Source organism: Reyranella sp., from assembly GCF_965227665.1.
Lineage (GTDB): Bacteria > Pseudomonadota > Alphaproteobacteria > Reyranellales > Reyranellaceae > Reyranella.
The window spans coordinates 3,878,722-3,895,431 of the sequence record NZ_OZ245767.1 but is presented as its reverse complement, the minus strand read 5'-3'; the positions used below and the strand labels follow the sequence as shown (position 1 = coordinate 3,895,431).

Sequence of the window (16,710 nt, the reverse complement as noted above, 5' to 3'; positions counted from 1 at the left end):
CGATGACGCCTCCTTCTTTTTCCGCCACCCTGAACCTGCTTCGCGCCACCGCGCGCCTCGAGGAGCGCTTTGCCGGCGAGCTCGGCTCCGTGCACGGACTTGCCCTCAAGGAGGTGCTGCTGCTGATGCATCTCGAGCGCGCCCCGCTGAAGCGCCTGAGTCGCATCGACCTTGCCAAGCGGCTCTATGTGAGCCCCTCGACCGTGACCCGCATGACCAACCCGCTGGAGAAGCTGGGCTGCGTCGGCCGCGAAGCCGATCCGCGCGATGCCCGCCTCTCCTACGTCGTCCTCACCGAGGCAGGCGAGCGGCTGGTTGGCGAGGCCCGGGCAACGCTCGAACGCATGGCCGCCGATCTGTTCCGCGACCGCTGGACCAAGGCCGAGATCGCCACCCTGGCCGACCTGCTCGGGCGCCTCACCGCCGGTCAGCCGGGAGACCTGTCGTGATCCATCTCGTCTGCGGCTCGACCGGCGCCGGAAAGACCACCTATTCGAACGAGCTCAGCCAGCAGGTGCGGGCGCTGCCTCTGTCGATCGACGACTGGATGGTAACGCTGTTTGCGCCCGACACTCCCCCGCAGATGAGCTGGCCCTGGATCGAGGAGCGTGTGCTGCGCTGCGAGCGGCAGATCGTGGCAACGGCCCTTGCTCTTGCCCGTACCGGCGTCCCCTCGATCCTCGATCTCGGCCGCCAGCGGGCCGACCAACGTCGTCGCGTCGCCCAACGGGCCGCCGAAGCCGGCGTCGGGGTGCGCCTGCATTTCCTCGACATCCACGCCACCGAGCGCTGGCGTCGCGTCGAGGCGCGCAACGAACAGCAGGGCGAGACCTTCCGCGTGAAGGTCTCGCGACCGATGTTCGATTTCATCGAAGCGATCTGGCAGCCGCCGACCGCGCAGGAAATGTCGGCCCTCGACGGCGTGCGCGTCGCGGCTTAGCGGAACACGTCCTTGCGGTGGCGCACCTCGGCGAACACCGAGACCGGGTCGGCGCCGGCGAGGCCGACCGCGGCCTGGACCGCCGGCACGTCGACGCGCAGGAACGGGTTGGTGGCCTTCTCCTCGCCGAGCAGTGACGGCACGGTGGCCTCTCCGCGGGCACGCGCCGCATCGATCGCCGCCGAGCGCGCCTTGAGCTGCTGGTTCCCGGTTTCGACCGTCAGCGCAAAGCGGGCGTTCGACTGCGTGTACTCATGCGCGCAATAGACCCGCATCTCGTCGGGCAGCGCGCGCAGCCGGCTGAGCGAGGTCCAGAACTGCTGCGGCGTGCCTTCGAACATGCGCCCGCAACCGAGCGCAAAAAGCGTGTCGCCGCAGAACAGCGCCTTCTGGTCGCGAAAGGCATAGGCGATGTGGCCGCTCGTGTGACCCGGCACGAAGAATATCTCGGCCTCGGCTTCGCCGACCCGGTAGCGGTCGCCATCGTCGACCTCGACATCGATGCCGGGGATGCGGGCGCGGTCCTGGCGCAGGCCGACGATGGTGCAGCCGGTCGCCTGCTTGATCTCGAGGTTGCCGCCCACGTGATCGCCGTGGTGGTGGGTGTTCAGGATATGCGTGATCTTCCAGCGGCGCTTTTCGGCCTCCGCGAGGACCGGCCCGGCCACGGCCGGATCGACGACAGCCACGGCGCCGCTCTGCGGTTCGCGCATCAACCACACGTAATTGTCGTTCAGGACCGGGATACGGACAATGTCTAGCGTTGTGCTCATGATGCAAGGCTAGCAGAGCTGGCTTGCGCCGGCCATGGTCCGCAGGCGCCGGTTTCTGCTACAGTTCCGAGCATGTGGAGCAACGTCCTCGACCTTGAGGAATTCTACGGCAGCACGCTCGGTCAGATGACCCAGCGGCTCCTGCGCACCCGCCTGCGCGAAGTCTGGCCGAACGTCCGGGGCGAGACGGTGCTGGGGCTCGGCTTCGCCCAACCCTTGCTGCGTCCGTTCATGGAAGAAGCCGGCCGCACGCTGGCCTTCATGCCCGCCCAGCAGGGCGTCACGCGCTGGCCGCGCGAAGGGCGCAACCTCGCGACCCTGGTCGACGAACTCGACCTGCCGTTGCCCGACCGCTCGGTCGACCGGGTGGTGCTGGTCCATGCCGTCGAATGCACCGAACAGCTTCGCCCGATGTTGCGCGAGATCTGGCGCGTGATGGCCGATGGCGGTCGCATGGTCGTCGTGGCGCCGACGCGCACCGGATTCTGGTCGCAAGTCGACCGTTCGCCTTTCTATCAGGGCCATCCCTACTCGGCGGGTCAGCTCAACGCCTTGTTGCGCGCCAACATGTTCGCGCCGCTGCGCCAGACGCGCGCGCTCTACATGCCGCCCACCCGGTCGCGGCTCATGATGCGCATGGCACCGACCTTCGAACGCTTCGGCCAACGCTGGCTCGGTCGCTTCGGCGGCGTCAATGTCATCGAATCCGGCAAGCAGCTCTTTGCCGGCATTGCCGAGCGCAGCCAGCCGCAAGCCGTCGCCGTGCGGCCCAAGCTGCGCGTTGCCAGTTCGCGTGACACCCCGCGGATCGCGGGAGCCGCGCGCACGACCGAGGACGGCGACAAGCCCGCCTCCTGAATCAACGAAGAAAGAACGACATGGCTTTTTCTCCGCGCGTCATCGCGCTGCTGGGTTTTGGCGAAGCCGGCTCGGCCATCGCCCGCGGTCTTGCGACCGACACCGGATGGCGCGGTCCTGCGAAGCCCGGTGACAATGCCCCGCGTCGTGTCATCGCCATCGACACCGCGCTCGACAAGGATCCGCGCGGCACGGCGCTGGGTAAGACCGCGCGCTCCCTCGATGTCGCGATCGCCGACAGCTACACCGAGGCGCTGCGCGAAGCCGATCTCGTGATCTGCGCCGTACAGGGCGAGCATGCGCTCTCGGCCGCACGATCGGCCGCGCCGCTCCTGAAGGAGGGCGCGCACTATCTCGACCTCTGCACCGTCACCGGCAGGATGTCGGACGAGGATCGCGCCGAGATCGAAAGGGGAGCGGGACGCTACGTCGACATCGCCGTGATGGGCGGCTTCTTCAAGCAGGGCATCAAGGCGCCGATGCTGGTGGCGGGCGAGGATGCCGCCGAGGCCGTGGCCTGGATGAACGCCAACGGCTTCGTCGCCACCTTGCTGGGACCCAAGCCCGGCAGCGCCTCGTCGGTGAAGATGCTGCGCAGCACCCTGGTGAAGGGCATCGAGGCGCTGGGCGTCGAGGCGCTGGTCGCGGCACAGCGCCAGGGCATCCTCGACGAGGTGCTGGGCTGCCTGGGCGACGCCGATTCGATGGGGCTCGCCGGCTTCATCACCATGCTGGTGCAGACGCATGTCGTTCATGCCCATCGTCGCTGGGAAGAGATGGGACTGGTCGCGCAGACGCTGCGCGAGACCGGTGTCGATCCGCTGATGACGGAAGTCATCGAGAAGAGCCATCGGCGCACGGTCGACGCCCATATCGCGCCGGCCGACGGCCAGGTGCCGAGCCTCGAGGAGGCGCTGAAGATTCTCTCGGAGCGGGTGATCGGTGGACGCTGAGATCAGGACGGGCGAGGTCTTCGACCGGCTGGTGACGCTTCTCACCGAGGCCAAAGCGAAGTTCCGGGTCATCGAGCATGCCCACGAGGGCAAGTCGGAAGCCATCAGCGCCATTCGCGGCAACCGTCCCGACCAGGCCGCCAAGGCCATGGTGCTCGACGTGCGCGGCGGTGGCGGCGGCAAGCGTCATGTGCTCGCGATCCTGCCGGGCAGCCGCAAGCTCGACTTCGCCGCCGTCGCCGCCCTGTTCGAGGCGCGCAAGTGCGGCTTCGCTTCGCCGGACACCGCGCAGGCGCTGACCGGCTGCGTCATGGGCGCGGTGCCGCCCTTCGCGCTCAATCCCGACCTTTCGATCGTGGTCGAGGAAGACCTGCTGGCCAACGAGACGCTGTTCTTCAACGCCGGCCGGCTCGACCGCTCGATGGAGCTCGACACGAAGGACTGGCTGGCGGTCGCCAGGCCGCGCCTCGCCCGGATCGCAACGCGTGACTGACCTCTGGTGCTTTGGTCCCGCGACCGAGGCCGATTTCGAACCCTTGCTGATGCTGCGGACCGAGGTGATGCGCGAGCATCTCGAACGGGTGGGCCGCTACACGCCCGAACGGTCGCGCCGCACGTTCCGCGGTCATTTCGACGAACCCGGGATGCGCCTTCTCCTGCTGGCCGACAGGCGCGTGGGCTGCGTCGGCTTTCGCAAGCACGACCACGAGATCAAGATCGACTCCTTCTATCTCAAACGTCGCCTGCACGGGTCGGGCCTCGGCACGAAAATCCTGATGACACTGCTGGCCGAAGCCGACACGGCCGGCCTGCCCGTGCGTCTCGAAGTGCTGAACGGCAGCCCGGCCGAGCGATTCTACCTGCGCCACGGTTTCGTGAAACTCAGGCAAGACGAGATCGAGGGCTTCTATGAGCGCCCCGCATCTTCATGGGCGCGCGCCACTGCCGTGGCGCAATCATGATCATGAGCGCCACGGGAGTGGCGCGCTCCTTTGATCAATCGCGCCTGAGCATAAAGACGGCCTGCTCGCCGATCAGGTTGGCGAGCAGCGGCGGCAGGTTGATGCGGCGGCTCTTGCTGTTGAGCACGATGCCGCGCTCGATGCGCACGCCCATGGTGCGGCAGAGCGCGCGGAAATCGTCGATGCTGCAGAGATGGATGTTGGGCGTGTCGTACCACTTGTGGGGCAGCGACGCGGTTTCGGGCATGCGGCCACCGAACACGAGCCGCAGCCGCACCTGCCAGTGCGCGAAGTTGGGAAAGGACACGATGGCGTGCTTGCCGACGCGCAGCATCTGCTCAAGCACGCGCCGCGGCTCGCGCGTGGCCTGCAGCGTCTGGCTCAGGATGACATAGTCGAACGCATCGTCGGGATAGTCGCGCAGGTCGGCATCGGCATCGCCCTGGATGACGGAGAGGCCGTTGGCCACGCAGGCGTTCACGCCGGCCTGGCTGAGCTCCATGCCGCGCGCATCGACGCCCTTGGCGTTCATGAGATGGGCCAGCAGCGCGCCGTCGCCGCAACCGACGTCGAGCGCGCGGGTGCCCGGCTCGACCATGTCGGCGATGAGCTGCAGGTCGACGCGGATCGGGGCGTTCATCAGTGGGCACTCCGGAGGCCGCGGGCCGAAGCGGCGCCCTTCAGGAAGCCCGAGAGGGTTCGGAACATCTCGGGCTCGTCGAGCAGGAAGGCGTCGTGGCCCTTGTCGCTGTCGACCTCGACGAACGACACGTTGGCGGCGGCGGCATTGAGCGCATGCACGACCGCGCGGCTCTCGCGCGTCGGGAACAGCCAGTCGCTGGTGAAGGACATCAGGCAGAAGCGCGTGGCCGTTCCCTTGAAGGCGTTGGCCAGCACGCCGCCATGCGCGCCGGCGAGGTCGAAATAGTCCATCGCGCGCGTGATGTAGAGGTAGCTGTTGGCATCGAAGCGGTCGACGAAGGTCGAGCCCTGGTGGCGCAGGTAGCTTTCCACCTGGAAGTCGGCATCGAAGCCGAAGCCCAGCGCGTCGCGGTTCTGCAGGGAGCGGCCGAACTTGCGCTGCAGGGCCTGCTCCGAGAGGTAGGTGATGTGCGCCGTCATGCGGGCAACGGCCAGGCCGCGCGCCGGATTGGTCTGGTGCAGGCGATAGTCGCCGCCCTTCCACTCCGGGTCGGCCATGATCGCCTGGCGGCCGACCTCGTGGAACGCGATGTTCTGCGCCGAATGATGCGCGGCGCAGGCGATCGGCACGGCCGAGAAGACACGCCTGGGATAGCTGGCGGCCCATTCGAGCACCTGCATGCCGCCCATCGAGCCGCCGATCACGCAGAAGAGATCGGGAATGCCGAGATGGTCGAGCAGCGCCGCCTGCGCCCGCACCATGTCGCCGATGGTCACGACCGGGAAACGCAGGTTCCACGGCTGACCGGTCGCGGGCTCCCGCGCCTGCGGGCCCGTGGTGCCCATGCAATGGCCGAGCACGTTGATGCAGATGATGAAGTAGCGGTCGGGATCGAGGATCTTGCCCGGCCCGATCAGGGTCTCCCACCAGCCCTCCTTGCCGGTGACGGGATGGCGGTCGGCGACGAACTGGTCGCAGGTCAGGGGATGGCAGACCAGGATGGCGTTGGACTTCGCGTCGTTCAGCGTACCGTAGGTCTGGTAGGCCACCCGGTAGGGCCCGAGATCGACGCCGCAGTCGAGCCGCAACGGCCGGTCCACGCCCAGGATCGCGTGGCGGCACTGGGCGAGCGCCTTGCGTTCCGCATCGGTCAGGTCGTCGAGCACTGCCCACTCCAACGAAAAAGCCCCCGACCGGAAGGGCGGGGGGCTTTTGCGAGCACTCCGACCTTTTAGCGGTGTTTAACGTGGCCGCAAGCCGGTCGGCTCAAATTCCACGGAGAGGCTCTATACGGTCGCGGGTGGCGGGAGGCAAGCCTCTTGCGGCTTGTTTGCCTTTACGCGGGCAGTGCGGACGTAGTATCGCCGCTGCGCACAGGAAAAAACGGCCTAATGGACGCTCCCAGTCTCGACAGCTTGCGGCAGGAAATCGACGCCATCGACACCGAATTGCACGGCCTGATCCGCCGTCGCGCGGAGGTCGTCGGGCATATCTCCGCAACCAAGCCGGCGGGTGGCCTCGCCTTGCGTCCCGGCCGGGAGGCGCAGGTCCTGCGCAAGCGGCTGGCGACCCATGAGGGCGGGTTTCCGTCCGGCGCGGTCTATCGCATGTGGCGCGAGATGATGAGCGCCTTCACCCTGATCCAGACACCCGGGCTCAAGATCGCCATCTGCCGGCCGGACGATCAGCCGGGCTACTGGGACCTCGCCCGCGATCATTTCGGCTGCCAGATCCCGTTCGTCGCCCACGACACGCCGGCCGGCGTCCTGTCCGCCGTCCGCGCCGGACCGACGACCCTCGGCATCGTGCCGGCTCCGCTCGAAACGGACTCGAGCCCCTGGTGGCCCCTGCTCGCCGGCAAGGACACGACCCTGCCGACCGTGGTGGCCCGTCTTCCCTTCCTCGCCATGCCGAATGCCCGGGCGCGCGGCATCTCGGCCTTCGTGCTGGCCCGCATCGACGCCGAACCGAGCGGTTCGGATCGAGCCCTCCTGTCGGTCGAGGCGAAGAACGGCCTGAGCCGGGACCGCATCGCCGCCGCGCTCGCCAAGGCCGGCCTGCCGGCCTTCACGTCGGCGCTCGACCAGGTCATGGCCGGGGTGCATCACTACCTCGTCGAGGTCCCGGGCGTGATCGCCGACGACGATACGCGCCTGCGCGACCTCGAAGCGGCCCTGGGACTGGAAAAGGGTTGCGCGGCCGCGATCGGCGCCTATGCCGTGCCGATCGACGCCAAATCGTGATCTGAACATTCAGAGGAGACTGGCATGAGCGCGCTCACCCCGCGTCCGGGCATCATGAAGATCGCGCCCTATGTGCCGGGCAAGGATTCGATCGACGGCAAGGAGACGATCGCCAAGCTGTCGTCCAACGAGGGCGCCCTCGGCCCCTCGCCGAAGGCGATGGCGGCCTATGCCAAGGCGGCCTCCGAGCTTCACCGCTATCCCGACGGCGACACGGCGAAGCTGCGCAAGGCTCTGGGCCGTCACTACGGCCTCGATCCGGCCCGCATCGTCTGTGGCGCCGGCTCCGACGAGATTCTGAACCTGCTGGTGCGCGCCTACTGTGGTCCCGGCGACGAACTGCTCTACAGCCAGTACGGCTTCCTGATGTACGCGATCAACGCGCTGGGCGTCGGCGCGACCCCGGTCGCGGCACCGGCCAAGGACTATGGCAGCGACATCGACGCGATGCTGGCGGCGGTGACCGACAAGACCCGCATCGTCTGCCTCGCCAATCCCAACAATCCGACCGGGACCTACGTCACCAAGGACGATGTGCGCCGCCTGCATGCCGGCCTGCCGAAGAACGTGCTGCTGATCATCGACGCGGCCTATGCCGAGTATGTCAGCCGCAACGACTACGAATCGGGCGTCGAGCTGGTCGACCAGGCCGAGAACGTGGTTATGACCCGCACCTTCTCGAAGATCTACGGCCTGGGCGGGCTGCGTCTCGGCTGGATGTACGGGCCGGCCGGGATCGTCGACGTCATGAGCCGGCTGCGCCAGCCGTTCAACGTCAACCTCCCGGCGCAGATCGCCGGCATCGCCGCCCTCGACGACATCGCCCACACCGACGCCAGCCGCACCAACAACGACATCTGGCTGCCGTGGCTCAGCGCCGAGCTCGCGAAGCTCGGCCTCGAGCCGGTGCCCAGCTTCGGCAACTTCGTGCTGGTCGGCTTCGGCTCGAAGGAACGCGCCGTCGCGGCCAATGAGTGGCTGATGAACGACGGTCTGATCCCGCGCCTCGTGGCGGGCTACGGCCTGCCCGAGCATCTGCGCATCACGGTCGGAACCGAGGCCGAGGTGAAGGCGGTGCAGGCTTCGCTGGCCCGCTTCGTGGCCGCGAAATGACCGAACCCCTGTTCGACAAGATCGCGCTGATCGGCATCGGGCTGATCGGCGGCTCGATCGCGCTGGAGGCCCGCAAGCGTGGCCTGGCCCGCTCGATCGTGGCCGCCACGCGCAGCCCCGAGACGGCGGCCCTCGCCAACAGGCTGAAGCTTGCCGATCATTGCGGCACCGACCTCGCGGAAGCCTGCCGGGATGCCGACCTGGTGATCGTCTGCACGCCGGTCGGCGCCTGCGGACCGGCCGCCCACGCCATTGCGTCGAGCCTCAAGCCCGGCTGCATCGTGTCGGACGTGGGCTCGGTGAAGCAGACGGTGATCGCCGACATGGCGCCGCACATCCCGAAGGGCGTGCATTTCGTGCCGGCCCATCCGGTCGCCGGCACCGAGAATTCCGGCCCCGAAGCCGCGCTGCTCGATCTGTTCCAGGGCCGCTGGTGCATCCTGACGCCGCTGCCCGACAGTGATGAGGCCGCCGTCGCCAAGCTCGAATCTTTCTGGAAGGGTCTCGGCAGCCAGGTCGAGCGCATCGATCCCAAGGACCATGACCGCATCCTGGCCATCACCTCGCATCTGCCGCACCTGATCGCCTATACGATCGTGGGCACCGCCGACGATCTCGGCGGCCACCTCAACAGCGAGGTCCTGAAGTTCGCCGCCGGCGGCTTCCGCGATTTCACGCGCATCGCCGCCTCCGATCCCACCATGTGGCGCGACGTGTTCATGAACAACCGCGAGGCCGTCCTCGAAGTGCTGCAGCGCTTCCAGGAAGATCTCTTCTACCTGCAGCGCGCCATCCGCTGGGGCGAAGGCGACAAGCTGTTCGACCTGTTCACGCGCACCCGCGAGATCCGCCGCGCCCTGATCCACCTCAACCAGGCCTAGGATTGGACGCGCCCGCAGGAAACGCCTCGACCAGGCCCCTGTGGGTCTTCGGCTACGGCTCGCTGATGTGGAACCCCGGCTTCGCGACGCCGGAGACGCAGGCGGCGCGACTCCAGGGCTGGCACCGCGCCTTCTGCATCTATTCGGAACACTATCGCGGCACACCCGAGAGGCCGGGGCTCATGCTCGGCCTGCTGCCCGGCGGCTCCTGCCGCGGCCTGGCGCACCGGCTGCCCGACGCCGCCTACGACGAGGTGCGGCGATACCTGATCCATCGCGAGATCGACAATGACGGCGTGTATGTGGAGACGGTCCGGCCGATCCGGCTCGACAACGGCCGGGTGGTGCCATCGCTCGTCTATCTCGCCGATCGGTCGCACCGGCAGTTCGCCGGGAAACTGCCGGAGGCTGAGGCGGTGCGCCTGATCCGCCAGGGCCGGGGCGCCACCGGCACCAGCTTCGATTATGTGCTGAACACGGTCGCCCATCTCGGCGAGCTGGGCCTCAACGACCGCCCGCTCGAGAGGCTGGCCCGCACCGCCGCCGGCGGCACGGGATCCTGAAGGTTTAGCGGCGCGCGGCTTCGGTCGCGAAGACCGACTGCACCACGAAGCCGAGTTCTTCCCGCGCCTGCTCGACCGAAAGGCCGAGACGCTGGCGCAGCACGACCCAGCTTTCCGGCGCGATGGCCAGGGCCAGGGCGGTCAGGGTCCGCTGCCGCGACTCCGCCGGCAGCGCGCCCAGCTCGGCACTGAAGGCCTGCGAGAGTTGCGCGGTGTTGGCGCTGTAGATCTGCGAGATCATGTCGGCCGCTTCCGGCGACCGGCGCTGCAGCGTCTCGACGAAAGTCCACATCGGGCGGAGCTGCTCGTAGCGGTCGGCGCACTGGTCGATCAGGCTGGAGACGCGCTGCTCGATCGGCCCGGCAGAGGCGAGTTCCGGCGCTTCCCCGACCAGGGCGGCCAGCACGCGGCCGAGGACGGCGACGTACAGTTCGGCGGTGTCGGCGAAGTGCTGGAACACGGTGCGGGCGGAGACCCCGGCCATCTGGGCAATGTCGCGCACGATCGGCGCGACCTGCCCCGCCGCGGCGAGGGCCAGGGCCGAGGCCACGATCGATTCGCGCGTGCGGGCGACGCGGTCGCCGCGACCGGCTGTGGGAAGCTGCTTCGTGTGCAGGGTCTGACCGTCCATTCCTGACTCCCGAGCGAGTGTTTGCCGTCTTGTCGGCAACCTTGCCGATCCTGAAGATGACGCAAGCAAATCACTATATATGAAGCTACTACTGCATCGTCATTTCAAGTACTGCGATGCGCTATAAAATCGCGTTCGACGTAAGATTTATGTAAGCCGACGGGGCCCCGATGTCCGAGAAAGTCTTTGCTCCCGCCTCCCTCGCCGCCCAGGCGATGGGATGGATCGACCCGGTCACCCGGGCCGTCGTGCCGCCGATCCACATGGCCAGCACCTATCTGCGCGACGAGGACAACGGATACAGTTCCGGGCGTATCTACGCGCGTGCCGACAATCCCACGTTCGACCAGGCCGAGGCAACGCTCACGGCGCTCGAACGGGGCGCGAAGTCGCTGATCTTTTCCTCCGGGATGAGTGCCGCCACCGCCTGTTTCCTGGCCCTTTCGCCCGGTGACCATGTGGTGGCCTCCAAGGTCATGTACTGGGCGCTGCGCAACTGGCTGATGACCTTCGCCACGCAGTGGGGCCTCAAGGTCGAATTCGTCGACACCGACAAGACCGACCAGGTGGCGGCCGCCGTGAAGCCCGGCCTCACCAGGCTCGTCTGGATCGAGACGCCCGCCAATCCGACCTGGAGCGTGTCCGACATCGCCGCCATCGCGGAGATCGCCCACAAGGCCGGCGCCCTGCTGGGCGTCGATTCGACGGTGGCCACGCCGGTGCTGACGCGGCCGATCGAGCATGGCGCCGACATCGTGATGCACTCCGCCACCAAGTACCTCAACGGCCATTCCGACATCATCGCCGGCGCGCTCACGGGCGCGCGCGACGATGCCTATTGGGCCAAGCTGCGCACCATCCGCGCGCAACTCGGAACCATTCTCGGCCAGACCGAGGCCTGGCTGCTGATGCGCGGCATGCGCACCCTGTTCCCGCGCGTCGCCTGGGCCTGCAAGTCGGCGCAGAGCCTGGCCGAAAAGTTCGCCGAGCATCCCATGGTGGAAGAGGTCCTCTATCCCGGCCTGCCCTCCTTCGCCGGCCACGCGGCGGCGGCAAAGCAGATGGCAGGCGGCTTCGGCGGCATGCTGTCGATCCGGGTGAAGGGCGCCGAGCGCGCGGCCATCGCCACGGCGGCGCGCGTCGAATTGTGGAAGCGCGCCACCTCACTGGGTGGCGTCGAGAGCCTGATCGAGCATCGCGCCAGCATCGAGGGCCCGGGCACGCCCTGCCCGCCGGATCTCTTGCGGCTGTCGGTCGGCGTCGAGGAGAGCAACGACCTGTTCGACGATCTAGACCAGGCGCTGAAGCGCGCCCACAACGCTTAACGGACCTCATTGGAGCGCGCCACTCCCGTGGCGCGCGCCATCGCCGTCTCTTGTCCTAAGCCGGCGTTCCGAACACGGAACCGAGCCCGGCGCCGATGCGCTCGTTCATCATCTCGATCGAGCCGTCGGTATAGGCGGCGATCTTGGCGCCCGCGAGATGACGGGCGAGCGGATACTCGGCCCTGAGACCATTGGCCCCCATCGCCTGGATGCAGTCGGCGATGCGCTGCACCGCCATGTCGGTCGCGAACTTCTTGGCATAAGCGGCCGGCAGGACGGCATCGGCGCCCTCGTCGATCAGGCGCGCCGCGCGATAGCAGAGAAGGCGCGCGGCCTCGAGATCGGTCGCCGCGTCGACCAGCTTCCAGCGCACGCCCTGATGCTCGATCACCGGCTGGCCGAAGGTCCGGCGCTGCTGCGTGTAGCGCACCGCCGTTTCCAGCGAGGCCTGCAGCATGCCGCAGCACATGGCCGCGACGTAGGCGCGGGCGCCGTTGATGCCGGCCAGCGCCGCCTTGAAGGCCTTGCCCGGCGGATGCAGCACCGCCTCGTCGGGCGCGAAATAGTCGACCAGCCGGAAGCCGCCGACTCCGATCGCGTGGCCGCCATGCAGCTCGAACGGCGCCTCGCGATGGAAGCCCGGCCGCTCGGCCTCGATGGCGAGGCAGATGATGCCGCGATAGCCCTGCGCCTTATCGGTCTGCGCATAGGCCACGGAAAGACCCGCCACGGCAGCATTGGTGATCCAGGCCTTCGCGCCGTTGACCTTCCAGCCGCCTTCGACCCTCACGGCTTCCATCTCCAGGCCGCCGAAGTCGCTGCCGACACCGGGCTCGCTGAGACCGGCGCAGCCGATCAGCTCGCCGGTCAGCATGCGCGGCAGCAGGCGCGCGACCTGCGCCGGCTGACCGTCGCGGGCGAAGCGCGCACAGGCATTGTGATGGTTGATCAACGCGAAGGCGAAAGCGAAGTCGTGCCGCGCGATCTCCTCGAAGGCGCGCAGCTTGCAGGAGAAGGACAGGCCCTGCCCGCCATGCTTCTTCGCCAGCTCGATCGTGTTGAGCCCGAAGGCGCAGGCCGCCTTGATGGTCTCGAGCGGATAGCGGCGTTCCCATTCCCAGCGCGCGGCGTTGGGCGCGACCTGTTCTTCGGCGAACGTCTTGGCGCGCGCCACGACGGCGCGCTCTTCGGGGGTGAGGACTTCATCGAGCATGTTCCTGAGATACACGATTGGACCTCGGGCGCAACGGCGGGCTAGAATGGCGGCAATGCGGGTGTAGCTCAGGGGTAGAGCGTCGGCTTCCCAAGCCGTAGGTCGCGGGTTCGAATCCCGTCGCCCGCTCCATAATTTTCGGGCAGGAACGTCGTGATGGATGGCATGGCGCCGGTCGCGGCCAGCGGCGACTTCGCGGCCGACACGGCTGCCTTCTCCGCCTATTGGCGTGACGCTTCGGAGCGTCTCTCCCGCCTGCCCGCCAAGCCCAATCGCGATGCCGCTGCTTACGACGCTGCCGAGAGCGTGAAACAGGCCGCGCGCGAGGCCCGCTTCGCGTTCCTGCGCCGCCACGCGCGCACGCTCTACGACAAGCTGACCGACGATCGGCGGAAGTTCGCGCGCATCGAGCAGCTCGTCTACGACGCCGCCGCCCTCGTGCCCGGCCTCGCACCGACGCAAGCCGAGGTCGCGGCCGAAGCCGAGCTGCGCCAGTCCGAGAAGGACGGCGCGGAGATCGACCAGGGCATCCTCTGCAACCAGTTCCTCGCCGATCCCGACTGCGGCCTGCATCTCTGCCACGCGATGCTTTTGCCCCGCGAGGAGTCGGCGGACGCGCTGGCGAAGTTCCAGCGCGACGGCAGCCTCGATCTCGGCTTTGCGAAGGTCGAGCGCCAGGGCAAGGCGGCGGTGCTGCTCCTGTCGAACAAGCGCTTCCTCAATTCGGAAGACAATGCCACGCAGGCCGCCACGGAGATCGGCGCCGACGTCTGCATCCTCGACCGCCAGAGCGAGGTCGCGGTGCTGCGCGGCGACGTGGTGCCCGAGGGCAAGTATGCCGGCCGCCGCGTCTACAATGCCGGCATCAACCTCACGCACCTCTACTACGGCAAGATCCCGTTCCTGTGGTTCCTGATCCGCGACATGGGGTTCGTGAACAAGATGTTCCGCGGCCTCGCCCGGCCGGACGTGCCCCCCGATGAAGTCTCAGGCGATTCGATCGAGAAGCTGTGGATCTCGGCGGTCGAGACCTTCGCCATCGGCGGCGGCTGCCAGATCCTGCTGGCCTCCGACTTCAACATCGCCGGCCGCGACGCCTACATGACCCTGCCGGCACGCAAGGAAGGCATCATCCCGGCCATGGCGAACCTGCGCCTGTCACGCTTCGTGGGCGACCGGCTGGCGCGCCAGGCGATCATGTACGAGCGCCGCATCGAGTGCGATTCCGAGGTCGGCCGCATGATCTGCGACGAGGTCGTGGCGCCGGAGGAGATCGATGCCACCATCGGGCGCGTCATCGACCGCCTGACCGGATCGGGCGCGGTCGGCGCCATCGGCAACCGCCGCGCGCTGCGGCTCGGGGTCGAGCCGCTCGACACGTTCCGCCGCTACGCCGCGCTCTACGCGCGCGAGCAGGCCTGGTGCCATTTCAGCCCGGCGTTGATCTCGAATCTCGAACAGTACTGGAACGCCGCCAGCCGGCGGGCCTGATCCATCGGTCATTCCAACAACAATAACCTCACCCTGAGGAGCGGTCCGCAGGACCGCGTCTCGAAGGGTGGGAACGCGCACCTTGCCTGTAGCCCATCCTTCGAGACGGCCCTTCGGGCCTCCTCAGGATGAGGTCAGGAGTTAACGAACGACAGAAACCTCAGTGCTCGCGCGGGGCGTGCTTGCCGAGGATGCGCTGCAAAGTCCGGCGATGCATGTTGAGGCGGCGCGCGGTCTCGGAGACGTTGCGGTCGCATTGCTCGAACACCCGCTGGATATGCTCCCAGCGCACGCGGTCGGCCGACATGGGATTGCTGGGCGGCGGCGGCAGCTTGCGGCCGTGCGCGGTCAGCGCCTGCTCGATCGCGTCGGCATCGGCCGGCTTGGCGAGATAGTCGACCGCGCCTTCCTTCACCGCGGCCACCGCGGTCGCGATGTTGCCGTAGCCCGTGAGGACGACGATCCGGATATCGGGACGCGCCTGGCGCAGCGGCCCGACCAGTTCCAGCCCGTTGCCGTCGGCCAGCCGCAGGTCGAGCACGGCAAACGCCGGCGGCCGGGCGGTCTGGGCCAGCGCTTCGGCCACGGAACCCACGGCGGTGACGATGAAACCACGCTGTTCGAGCGCACGCGCGATCCGGTTGCGGAAAGCCGCATCGTCGTCCGCGATCAACAGGGTACGGTCCTTGTTGTTGGTCGCGCCGGCGATGACGGGTGACAAGGGGCGCGGGGCGCCGCTGTCCTGGGTCATGGCGACTCCTTCGACATCGGCCGCTATGTAGCCTTGAAGACGGGATTTGGCCAGCGCACCGAAACGACGGCGCCGCCGCCCGTGTCGTTGCGGTTGCCGAAGGTCACGTTGGCGCCGGTGCGCTCCAGCAGCGTCTTGGCGATGAAAACGCCCAGGCCCATGTGGCCCTCCTGCCCCTGCCGGGTCGAAATGAAGGGCGTCCCGAGCTCGTCGAGCAGCGCCTCCGAGAAGCCCGGCCCGTCATCGACGACCTCGACCTCCGACCATTCGCGGGTCCAGCGGGTGGCGACGCGGACCTCGCGGCGGGCAAAGGACACCGCGTTCTGCACGATGTTTCCGATACCCTGCATGATTTCGGGACTGCGCAGCTGGATCGGCGCCGTCTTGGGCACGCCCTCGCCGACCGGGCCGGCCTCGAAGGCGATGGCGATCTCCTCGCGGGCATAGTTCTGCGCCGCGGCCTCGATCAGGGCGGGCAGCGGCACCAGCGTGTAGGAATCCGAAACGTCGCCCGCGGGATCGGTCGAGAGCCGCGCCAGGATGGCCCGGCAGCGCTCCGATTCGGCGGCCAGCAGCTCGACATCCTCGCGCAGCGGATCGTCGAACTCGATCTCGCGCTGCATCTCCTTGGTGACCACGGCGATGGTCGACAGCGGCGAGCCCAGCTCGTGGGCCGCGGCGGCCGCGAGCGCGCCCAGGGCCGAGAGCTGCTGCTCGCGCGCGAGTGCGGCTTGCGCGGCGGCCAGCGCATCGGCCATCTGGCGGGCCTCCTCGGCCGTCCGCCAGCCATAGAGCGTGATCAGCATGGTGGTGAGCGACAGGCCGGCCCAGACGCCGACCTGGTAGATGTCGGGCAGGTCGGGCGGCGGGCCCCGCCAGGGCAGCGGCTGATAGAACAGGCCCAGCACCGCGATGCTGGCGATCGTGAGCAGGGTGAGCGCGACGTTGCTCGCCAGCGACAGGATGGTGGCGCCGATGGCGACCGGCGCCAGCAGCAGCAGCGAGAAGGGATTGCCGAGACCGCCGGTGAGGTAGAGCAGCACCGCGAGCTGCAGGATGTCGAAGGCAAGGAAGATCGCCGCCTCGCGGTCGTCGATGCGCGCCGAGCCCGGCCGGCCGATGCTGACGGTGAGGTTGAGCAGGGCCGAGAGCGCGATCGTGCCGCCGACCGCCAGGACCGGCATGCCGAAGCCCAGCCCCCAGTGCACGACGGCGGCGGTGAAGGCCTGGCCCGCGACGGCCCCCCAGCGGATGAGGACGAGCGTGCGCAGGCGCACGCCGCCGCGCAGCACGGGCACGGCGCCGGAGCGCCGGGGCGCGGCGAGCGAGGGCTCTGAGGACGGGCGCGCGTCGTCGTCACGCACCGCCAC

At 68.3% G+C, this 16,710-nt stretch carries 19 protein-coding genes, 1 tRNA gene and 1 riboswitch; of the genes, 13 read left to right on the top strand and 7 right to left on the bottom strand.

Going from position 1 to position 16,710, the window contains the following annotated elements; translation table 11 throughout:
• The first annotated feature begins 2 nt into the window (after nt 1-2).
• Both ACO07I_RS18790 and ACO07I_RS18785 read left to right on the top strand, forming a co-directional pair.
• Entirely contained in the window at nt 3-449 is a 447-nt protein-coding gene (locus ACO07I_RS18790) for a MarR family winged helix-turn-helix transcriptional regulator (protein ID WP_422009950.1), read from the top strand.
• Nucleotides 446-940, top strand: a complete 495-nt coding sequence (locus ACO07I_RS18785; protein ID WP_422009948.1) for an AAA family ATPase — start codon at nt 446-448, stop codon at nt 938-940. The genes ACO07I_RS18790 and ACO07I_RS18785 overlap by 4 nt, the downstream gene beginning before the upstream one ends.
• Here ACO07I_RS18785 and gloB read toward each other — a convergent pair.
• Entirely contained in the window at nt 937-1,713 is a 777-nt protein-coding gene (gene gloB, locus ACO07I_RS18780) for a hydroxyacylglutathione hydrolase (RefSeq protein ID WP_422009946.1), read from the bottom strand. The genes ACO07I_RS18785 and gloB overlap by 4 nt on opposite strands.
• Before the next feature lie 72 nt (nt 1,714-1,785).
• Between gloB and ACO07I_RS18775 the strand changes: the two genes are divergently transcribed.
• The 4 genes from ACO07I_RS18775 to ACO07I_RS18760 are packed head-to-tail and all read left to right on the top strand — an operon-like array spanning nt 1,786 to nt 4,486.
• Nucleotides 1,786-2,571, top strand: a complete 786-nt coding sequence (locus ACO07I_RS18775) for a class I SAM-dependent methyltransferase (protein ID WP_422009944.1) — start codon at nt 1,786-1,788, stop codon at nt 2,569-2,571.
• Between the two features lie 20 nt (nt 2,572-2,591).
• A complete protein-coding gene (locus tag ACO07I_RS18770) occupies nt 2,592-3,524 on the top strand; it encodes a DUF1932 domain-containing protein (RefSeq protein ID WP_422009942.1) in 933 nt (310 codons plus the stop codon).
• Nucleotides 3,514-4,017 (top strand): YbaK/EbsC family protein, encoded by a 504-nt coding sequence (locus tag ACO07I_RS18765; protein ID WP_422009940.1) that lies wholly within the window; start codon nt 3,514-3,516, stop codon nt 4,015-4,017. The genes ACO07I_RS18770 and ACO07I_RS18765 overlap by 11 nt, the downstream gene beginning before the upstream one ends.
• Entirely contained in the window at nt 4,010-4,486 is a 477-nt protein-coding gene (locus ACO07I_RS18760) for a GNAT family N-acetyltransferase (protein WP_422009938.1), read from the top strand. Before ACO07I_RS18765 ends, ACO07I_RS18760 begins: the two co-directional genes overlap by 8 nt.
• A gap of 34 nt (nt 4,487-4,520) precedes the next feature.
• On the opposite strand, the gene metW is transcribed toward ACO07I_RS18760, so the two are convergent.
• Nucleotides 4,521-5,126 carry a methionine biosynthesis protein MetW gene (metW, locus tag ACO07I_RS18755; RefSeq protein ID WP_422009936.1) on the bottom strand — a complete coding sequence of 202 codons (606 nt, stop codon included), beginning with the start codon at nt 5,124-5,126 and terminating at the stop codon, nt 4,521-4,523.
• Nucleotides 5,126-6,283: a homoserine O-acetyltransferase MetX gene (gene metX, locus ACO07I_RS18750; protein ID WP_422018319.1), complete on the bottom strand. Its 1,158-nt coding sequence runs from the start codon at nt 6,281-6,283 to the stop codon at nt 5,126-5,128. Before metX ends, metW begins: the two co-directional genes overlap by 1 nt.
• A gap of 57 nt (nt 6,284-6,340) precedes the next feature.
• Nucleotides 6,341-6,416, bottom strand: a riboswitch (SAM riboswitch).
• 104 nt (nt 6,417-6,520) lie between these two features.
• Between metX and ACO07I_RS18745 the strand changes: the two genes are divergently transcribed.
• Genes ACO07I_RS18745 through ACO07I_RS18730 form a run of 4 tightly spaced genes read left to right on the top strand, consistent with a single transcriptional unit; the run spans nt 6,521 to nt 9,929 of the window.
• Complete coding sequence (locus ACO07I_RS18745; protein ID WP_422009934.1) at nt 6,521-7,372, top strand: chorismate mutase; 852 nt, start codon at nt 6,521-6,523, stop codon at nt 7,370-7,372.
• 24 nt (nt 7,373-7,396) lie between these two features.
• Entirely contained in the window at nt 7,397-8,485 is a 1,089-nt protein-coding gene (gene hisC, locus ACO07I_RS18740) for a histidinol-phosphate transaminase (RefSeq protein WP_422009932.1), read from the top strand.
• Entirely contained in the window at nt 8,482-9,366 is an 885-nt protein-coding gene (locus ACO07I_RS18735; protein ID WP_422009930.1) for a prephenate/arogenate dehydrogenase family protein, read from the top strand. Before hisC ends, ACO07I_RS18735 begins: the two co-directional genes overlap by 4 nt.
• 2 nt (nt 9,367-9,368) lie before the next feature.
• On the top strand, nt 9,369-9,929 hold the full coding sequence (locus tag ACO07I_RS18730; protein ID WP_422009928.1) for a gamma-glutamylcyclotransferase: 561 nt from the start codon (nt 9,369-9,371) through the stop codon (nt 9,927-9,929).
• 4 nt (nt 9,930-9,933) lie between these two features.
• On the opposite strand, the gene ACO07I_RS18725 is transcribed toward ACO07I_RS18730, so the two are convergent.
• Complete coding sequence (locus ACO07I_RS18725) at nt 9,934-10,560, bottom strand: TetR/AcrR family transcriptional regulator (protein ID WP_422009926.1); 627 nt, start codon at nt 10,558-10,560, stop codon at nt 9,934-9,936.
• A 170-nt stretch (nt 10,561-10,730) separates the two neighbouring features.
• Between ACO07I_RS18725 and ACO07I_RS18720 the strand changes: the two genes are divergently transcribed.
• Complete coding sequence (locus ACO07I_RS18720) at nt 10,731-11,885, top strand: trans-sulfuration enzyme family protein (RefSeq protein WP_422009924.1); 1,155 nt, start codon at nt 10,731-10,733, stop codon at nt 11,883-11,885.
• Between the two features lie 55 nt (nt 11,886-11,940).
• On the opposite strand, the gene ACO07I_RS18715 is transcribed toward ACO07I_RS18720, so the two are convergent.
• Nucleotides 11,941-13,098 (bottom strand): acyl-CoA dehydrogenase family protein, encoded by a 1,158-nt coding sequence (locus tag ACO07I_RS18715; RefSeq protein WP_422009923.1) that lies wholly within the window; start codon nt 13,096-13,098, stop codon nt 11,941-11,943.
• Nucleotides 13,099-13,155: 57 nt separating this feature from the next.
• Here ACO07I_RS18715 and ACO07I_RS18710 point away from each other — a divergent pair.
• Both ACO07I_RS18710 and ACO07I_RS18705 read left to right on the top strand, forming a co-directional pair.
• Nucleotides 13,156-13,230 (top strand) — tRNA-Gly (locus tag ACO07I_RS18710).
• A 24-nt stretch (nt 13,231-13,254) separates the two neighbouring features.
• Entirely contained in the window at nt 13,255-14,589 is a 1,335-nt protein-coding gene (locus ACO07I_RS18705; RefSeq protein ID WP_422009921.1) for an enoyl-CoA hydratase/isomerase family protein, read from the top strand.
• Nucleotides 14,590-14,749: 160 nt separating this feature from the next.
• On the opposite strand, the gene ACO07I_RS18700 is transcribed toward ACO07I_RS18705, so the two are convergent.
• Both ACO07I_RS18700 and ACO07I_RS18695 read right to left on the bottom strand, forming a co-directional pair.
• Complete coding sequence (locus ACO07I_RS18700) at nt 14,750-15,340, bottom strand: ActR/PrrA/RegA family redox response regulator transcription factor (protein WP_422009920.1); 591 nt, start codon at nt 15,338-15,340, stop codon at nt 14,750-14,752.
• Nucleotides 15,341-15,363: 23 nt separating this feature from the next.
• A complete protein-coding gene (locus ACO07I_RS18695; RefSeq protein WP_422009918.1) occupies nt 15,364-16,710 on the bottom strand; it encodes an ActS/PrrB/RegB family redox-sensitive histidine kinase in 1,347 nt (448 codons plus the stop codon).